Below are 6,179 nucleotides of genomic sequence, written 5' to 3' on the forward strand. Positions count from 1 at the left end.
AAAGTAGGAGGGGAATCAAACAGTTGGGTCAAGAGATCCTTTGACCCATCTAACTCGGCGAATGCCGAGAGACTATTTAGTAATAAGGAGGCGTTTAATTTGAAAATAACCTTGCTCAAGGCCTTGGCGGCGGCTGCTGACCAAACGGCCATCCGGAAGATGAAGCGGGTGCGCGGCGGGTCGATTAATGAAAGTTTCTTCGTGGAGACGGAAAAGAACAAGTATTTTATCAAGTGCCACCCAAATCCGCCAAAGCATTTTTTCTCACTGGAAGCAAAAGGACTGTGGTATATAAAGGAAACGGAAACGATCTCCGTACCAAATGTCTTGGCCTATTCTGATGAAAAGGAAGCAGCGTTTCTCGTTTTGGAGTGGATTGAGGGACAGGAAACCAAAAATACACAGGCAACGCTCGGCCACCAATTGGCCGCCATGCATGAACATGCAGGAATGAAACATGGCTTTCCAAAGGATACATATATCGGAATCCTGCCGCAGCCAAACGGGATTTACGATAGTTGGCTCGAATATTATCGTGACCGGAGGCTGCGGACGCAATTAGAATTGGGGATCGAGCACAACATGATAACCGGAAAGCGGCGGGAACAAATGGAGCGGCTGCTTCAACGTCTGGGAGACTGGATTCCGGGGGACGCAAAACCATCTTATTTACACGGGGATTTGTGGGGAGGGAATTGGATGTCCGGCCCCGGCGGCCGCCCGTATCTTATTGATCCTTCTTTTCTTTTTGGTGACAGGCACTTTGAAATCGCCTTTACGGAGCTGTTCGGGGGCTTTTCACAAGCATTTTACAGGGCATATAGCGACCGCTTTTCGTTGGATTCACATTATGAAGAAAAAAAACCGTTGTACCAGTTATATTATTTGCTCGTTCACCTGAATATTTTTGGTGAACTGTATGGAACGCAGGTTGATGCAGTGTTAAAGCGTTATGTTGGATAATATCAAAAAAGCACTTCCCCAAACAAAAGTGCCTTTGGTGCCTATTTATAATGGAAAAAAGAACGGAATGGCAAACAGCATGACGATAAACACGATGGCCATTAAAGGAACACCGACTTTTACAAAATCGGACACTTTATAACCCCCCGCCGTCATAACCATCGCATTTGTCGGCGAAGCAACCGGCGTGGCAAAGGCCATATTGGATGCCACTGCAACGGCAATTAAAAATGTATATGGATTGGCATCGATCGTCAGGGCAGCATTCATCGCAATCGGAGCAAATAAAATGGCGGTCGCCGTATTGCTAATAAATTGGCCAAAAATCATTGACAATAAATAAATCCCTGCAAATACGCCAAGTGATCCCAATCCGCCCATCGTTTTAATGATCATTTCCGAAAGGATCAACATGCCGCCGGTTTTTTCCAAAGCAGTCGCTATGGGCAGCATGGCGGCAACGAGAACAATGGTTTCCCAGTTGACTTGGCTATAAGCGTCATCCATATTGCGCAAACAGCCAGTTAAAATCATTAATAGAGCGCCAATTAATACAGAAATGACAGTTGGAAACACTTCAAACACCATGAGAAAAACCATTAATAAAATAATGGCAGCAGCAATGGGCGCTTTGCCGCTTGCCGCTGCCATTCTGGCATGTTCTTGCGGCTGTCCGACCACGACGACGTCATTCGTTTCCTGCGCCAACAGTTCAATGGAGTCCCAGGAGCCTTGGACTAAAAGGGCATCCCCAAAACGAAGGCGCTGCTTGGAAGGCTCTCTCAAAACAAATTGGCCTTGCCGGTTAATCCCAAGAATATTCAAGTTGTATTTTTCCCGGAAGCCAATTCCCCTGATCGTTTGATCAATGAATTGGGAATGCGGGGTCAAAAGAACTTCTGCAATGCCCAATTGTTTGGATACTAGCTCATCTGCTTCGGACTGCTCTTCTTCGATCGCCAATCCGAAATCTTTGACCATTTTTTCAATATTTTCACGTGAACCCTGTACATACAATACATCTTTTGGCTGTATAACGCTCGTCGGCCCAGCCATCTCCTGGTACCTGATTGGCAGAAAATTCAGCCCTTCCCCAGATTTCCGGACAATTTTTAAAATGTATAATTGATAGGTTGCCGGTATTTTTAATTGGGAGAGACGCTTGCCAACCATTTCGGATTCTTCGGGCACCTGAACTTTATACAAGCGGCCGCCCAGTTGATAATCAACAGCCAGCTGCTCAGGTGAAAGCTGGCGTTCATCATCCGAGCTGCCCCGCTTCTGCCCTTTCGGCAGCAGTTTATTGCGTACAAAATATAAATAAAGGATACCTGTAACGACTCCTACAAGCCCAACAGGAGTAATATCAAAAAAACCAAGTTTTTTGTATCCATTTTCGGCAAGTGTTTCACTGACAATCAAGTTTGCCGGGGAAGCGATTAACGTCAGCAAGCCGGAAAAACTGGCTACGTACGAAAGCGGAATTAAAAATTTGGAAGGAGTGCTGTTAATGCTGATGGCAATGCTGACAACGATCGGCAGCATGATCGCCACCGTCCCGGTATTGCTCATAAACGTACCAATGAGTGCAACAAAGACAAGCAGAATCACAAACAGCTTATTTTCACTTTCCCCCGCCGAACGGAGAACGAAATTGCTTGCCATTTGCGCGAGCCCGGTATGTAAAATACCTGCCCCGATAATAAACAAACCTGCGACCATGATCACAACTGAATTGGAAAAGCCGCCAAGCGCCTCTGAAGGGCTTAATATTCCCGTCAAAACAAAGGCCATTAAGGCCATGACCGCCACGAGATCCGCCCGAATGCGGTTGGACATAAATAAAATAATCGTGATGCCTAAAATTGCAAATGTCAATATAAGGTCCAAATTCATCTGAATCCTTTCTAAACAGGTTTTACTCAACACGCGGCTGTTTATTCATTTGGCCCGTATACCCTTTTCCGTATATCCGGGATTTCCTTTCGCAGCGCACGCTTTTTCAATGTTGTTTGCCAGTTGGCCGAAAGAGCTTTACATTGGGAAAGTTCCATTGCTTCTTCCACGTTTCCCTTGTCCGTGTGCATGATTGTGTTGCATTTTTCGATTGTCCAATATGGATACGGGCGCTCCATTAGTGCAAAGGATTGGCCCGCTTCAACGTATCCTTCCTTTAATACACGGTAATACCAGCCGGTACGCCCGGTGTTTTGCAAAAGCAAAGCCAAGTTTTTTATCTTAAATCGGCGGGCTGGCTTCCAGCAAGGTTGTCTGGGCTGCGATACTTGAATCACTGCATCGCCGATCTCGTAAATATCACCAATGGCTACATCTTCTTCTGTTTGATGCCTGAGAGAAAAGTTTTCTCCCATTCCTCCGGGAAGCAGTCCCGCATCAGAAAGTTCTATTTTCCAATACCCGTAGTGTTCGAGCGGATAGGCGAACGCCGCTTTTTCCGGCCCTCCATGATGCTTCAGATCCGCCTGGCCATCCCCTTGTAAATTTGTTTTTCCAAGCCAAACAGGACCAGAAACAGGCTCTTTGAATATCCCGCTCCGCCATTCCCGGTCCATCGGGTTTTCAGCATCTTTTTCACCAATGGTTTTCGGTTGCCCAACGAAAACGGTTTTTAAAATTGCATCCATTGTCGATTTCCACCTTATACATAGAGATAATTTTATTTTATCTTTCTTTTATCAGGATGCCAAACATAGAAAAGGCAGGAAAGGGAATTCTTATCCTGCACTCTTTCTTCCTCCTTTAAAACCATCTGAAAATTAAAAACCGTTCATTGTCGTTTTTTTCATATAAAAAGTCAACCCGAACCTCGTCAACAAGCTGAAATGGTGTGTGGTTCAGCAAATAATACACGTATTCATTGGCAGGATAGTATAAGATCAAATCAACCGTTCTCGGCGACTGTTCCACGGAAATTCCTATACGCTGAATGACATTCATAAAAATTTGTACAGAGAAGGGATTGAAAAAGAAAAAAACATTGTCACTCGGATGTACGCCATATTCTTGGGCCAATACACGGTGAAAATTCACGCTGCCCGCTTTTCGCTTTTTATTATAGCTTGCCTGGTTTTTGAGCGCAGCTTCATACAATGAAAGATTCATTTCAACACCTGTTGCTGATGCTTGAAAAAGATGGTGGACAAAAAAAGCAACCCGTCCCTTGCCGCACCCCATATCGACAAAACAGTCGCTTTTTGACAGCTTATAGCGGGAAAAAAGCTGCTCCAATGCCGAATAGGGCGTCGGCTCATAACGGTGATAGTGAACATGGGCTGACGATCCTTCGTGATCTCCGGCGGTTTTTATGGATAACAATTTATCATATTTATAATCAATCATCACTAAGCTCCCGTTCTTCAGTTCTTATACTCTATTGTACGTGACAGCGGTGCATGAAAAAACCTCCGAATGGTCTCGGAGGGAAATCATAACCTGATTTATGAAGCCTAAACAGTGGAGGAAACGCGATAATCGGGCATCAAACTCGGCTTTTCGTGATCGAATAACCCGGGAAATCGAAAAAACGGGCCTAAACTCGGTTAATCACGCTCGAAGGGGAGGTCTAAGGAGTATATTTTTCGTTCTTTGGATGCCCTCCCCTTCTATTTAATAAGGGTTGTGATTTCAACATGTTTACCTTTTAAAGGATACAAGCTTTTCGGACAGTCAAAATAAACCTATATTTCTTTTAACAGATCTTCCAAAGATGATTGATATGTTTGGCAGTCCTCCTCCGAAAATAGCGTCATGACTACTGTTCCGAATTGCTGTTTTTTTAAAAAGCCCATAATCGAGCTTAGAGCGATTTTTGAGGCTGGTTTAATAGGGAAACGGTATACTCCCGTTGATATCGATGGAAAAGAAATGCTTCGCAGTCCTTTTTCGCTGGCCAGGCAAAGTGAGTTCTTATAACAATTGGCGAGCAACTCTTCTTCCCGCTGGCCCCCACCTTGCCAAACAGGGCCTACTGTATGGATGACATATTGCGCGGGCAGGCGATACCCTTGGGTCATGACCGCATCTCCTGTCGGCAACAGCTCCCCTTTTAATACTTCTTTCCGAATTTGTTTACACTCTTCCAGCAACTCCGGCCCGGCTGCGCGATGAATGGCCCCATCCACTCCACCGCCGCCCAAAAGAGTGCCATTGGCGGCATTGACGATTGCATCGGTCGTTTGCTTCGTTATATCGCCTCTCATCAATATAAGCGTGTTTCCATTGATTTCCGCTTCCATTCGTACATCACCCTTTCCACTTCATACCTTCATCATAGCTTTTCCGCCTGTAAAACAAAAGGTTATGAGTACTCCCTGTTATTTTTTGTAAAGCCATTTTCTATCTGGGCGCTCTCTCGGAGTGATATTTAAAATGAAATACCCTATAATTAAGATTAAAATCACGATGGAATAAAATAACGTATTTACCGGGTGATCATGATCAACAATGATCAATCGGATCATGGCTGTGATGCCTATATAAAGAAAATAGCGGAGGGGAAAATGATATTCTTCCTTAAAATATTTTACGATCATCGTTATGAATTCAAAATATAAAAAGAAAAGAAGGATATTCGCCAGAAAAAGTTTATAATCACTGCTTTGTTTTTGAATGAGGATTTGGCCGAAAATCATTAACTCCTGTATCAGTAAAACGGACAAAATGATGGCGAGCAAAACGAGTGATATATTTAAAATGATTTGCAGTACTTTTGGGATCAATTGAACAAAAGAAATATCTTTTTTGAGTTTGAACATGCACTTCCTCCTTCATAGCTTTTATTTCATTATTTTATCTGATAATGCCCCCCTATATTTTAATTGAAAATGAAACATTTTTGAAAAGAGGCCTGTATGGCAGAAAAACAATCATGTCCTCCACCCCCACCTTGCTTTTCGTTCCAACAATATGACTTAGTAAAAAACTCCCATTTTGGGTTAAACCGTTGACAACAGCACGTTTTTATATTAAATTTTGTACTGGGGAAACATTTTTGTGTTTATGCAATAACAGAAGCATCAGGTTTTGAATTGTATTTGAAATTTTTGAAGTATGAGGTATGTAAGGTAATTCATATGCCATTGGCTCCCGGACTGGTGACCCGGGAGCATTTTTTTTAATTAGGGTCTACTGAATAACAAAAAAATGTTGTTTTAACAAGGTTTTTTACCTTTTTTGTCGAAGTTATATGTAAGGGT

At 43.4% G+C, this 6,179-nt stretch carries 6 protein-coding genes; 1 reads left to right on the forward strand and 5 read right to left on the reverse strand.

What is annotated here, in order from left to right; translation table 11 throughout:
* Positions 1–99 precede the first annotated feature (99 nt).
* Positions 100–963, forward strand: coding sequence for a fructosamine kinase family protein (locus AB1L08_RS21210; protein WP_413066600.1), 864 nt, complete (start codon positions 100–102; stop codon positions 961–963).
* A 45-nt stretch (positions 964–1,008) separates the two neighbouring features.
* Here the strand turns inward: AB1L08_RS21210 and AB1L08_RS21215 are convergent, their stop codons facing one another.
* From AB1L08_RS21215 to psiE, 5 genes are all read right to left on the reverse strand, one after another.
* Complete coding sequence (locus AB1L08_RS21215) at positions 1,009–2,859, reverse strand: SLC13 family permease (protein WP_413066601.1); 1,851 nt, start codon at positions 2,857–2,859, stop codon at positions 1,009–1,011.
* A gap of 41 nt (positions 2,860–2,900) precedes the next feature.
* Positions 2,901–3,608 carry an MOSC domain-containing protein gene (locus tag AB1L08_RS21220; protein WP_413066602.1) on the reverse strand — a complete coding sequence of 236 codons (708 nt, stop codon included), beginning with the start codon at positions 3,606–3,608 and terminating at the stop codon, positions 2,901–2,903.
* A 115-nt stretch (positions 3,609–3,723) separates the two neighbouring features.
* The gene (locus AB1L08_RS21225; protein ID WP_413066603.1) at positions 3,724–4,323 is read right to left on the reverse strand and encodes an SAM-dependent methyltransferase; all 600 of its coding nucleotides are present in this window, start codon (positions 4,321–4,323) and stop codon (positions 3,724–3,726) included.
* A 338-nt stretch (positions 4,324–4,661) separates the two neighbouring features.
* Positions 4,662–5,219, reverse strand: a complete 558-nt coding sequence (locus tag AB1L08_RS21230; protein WP_413066604.1) for an O-acetyl-ADP-ribose deacetylase — start codon at positions 5,217–5,219, stop codon at positions 4,662–4,664.
* A 78-nt stretch (positions 5,220–5,297) separates the two neighbouring features.
* Entirely contained in the window at positions 5,298–5,738 is a 441-nt protein-coding gene (gene psiE, locus AB1L08_RS21235; RefSeq protein WP_413066605.1) for a phosphate-starvation-inducible protein PsiE, read from the reverse strand.
* Positions 5,739–6,179: the final 441 nt, after the last annotated feature.

Source organism: Siminovitchia jepli, assembly GCF_047228825.1.
Lineage (GTDB): Bacteria > Bacillota > Bacilli > Bacillales > Bacillaceae_C > Siminovitchia.

Coding starts and splice junctions, on each gene's coding strand:
- AB1L08_RS21215 (WP_413066601.1), bottom strand. CDS start 2,859: ATGAATTTGGACCTTATATTGACATTTGCAATTTTAGGCATCACGATT.
- AB1L08_RS21230 (WP_413066604.1), bottom strand. CDS start 5,219: ATGGAAGCGGAAATCAATGGAAACACGCTTATATTGATGAGAGGCGAT.
- psiE (WP_413066605.1), bottom strand. CDS start 5,738: ATGTTCAAACTCAAAAAAGATATTTCTTTTGTTCAATTGATCCCAAAA.
- AB1L08_RS21220 (WP_413066602.1), bottom strand. CDS start 3,608: ATGGATGCAATTTTAAAAACCGTTTTCGTTGGGCAACCGAAAACCATT.
- AB1L08_RS21225 (WP_413066603.1), bottom strand. CDS start 4,323: ATGATTGATTATAAATATGATAAATTGTTATCCATAAAAACCGCCGGA.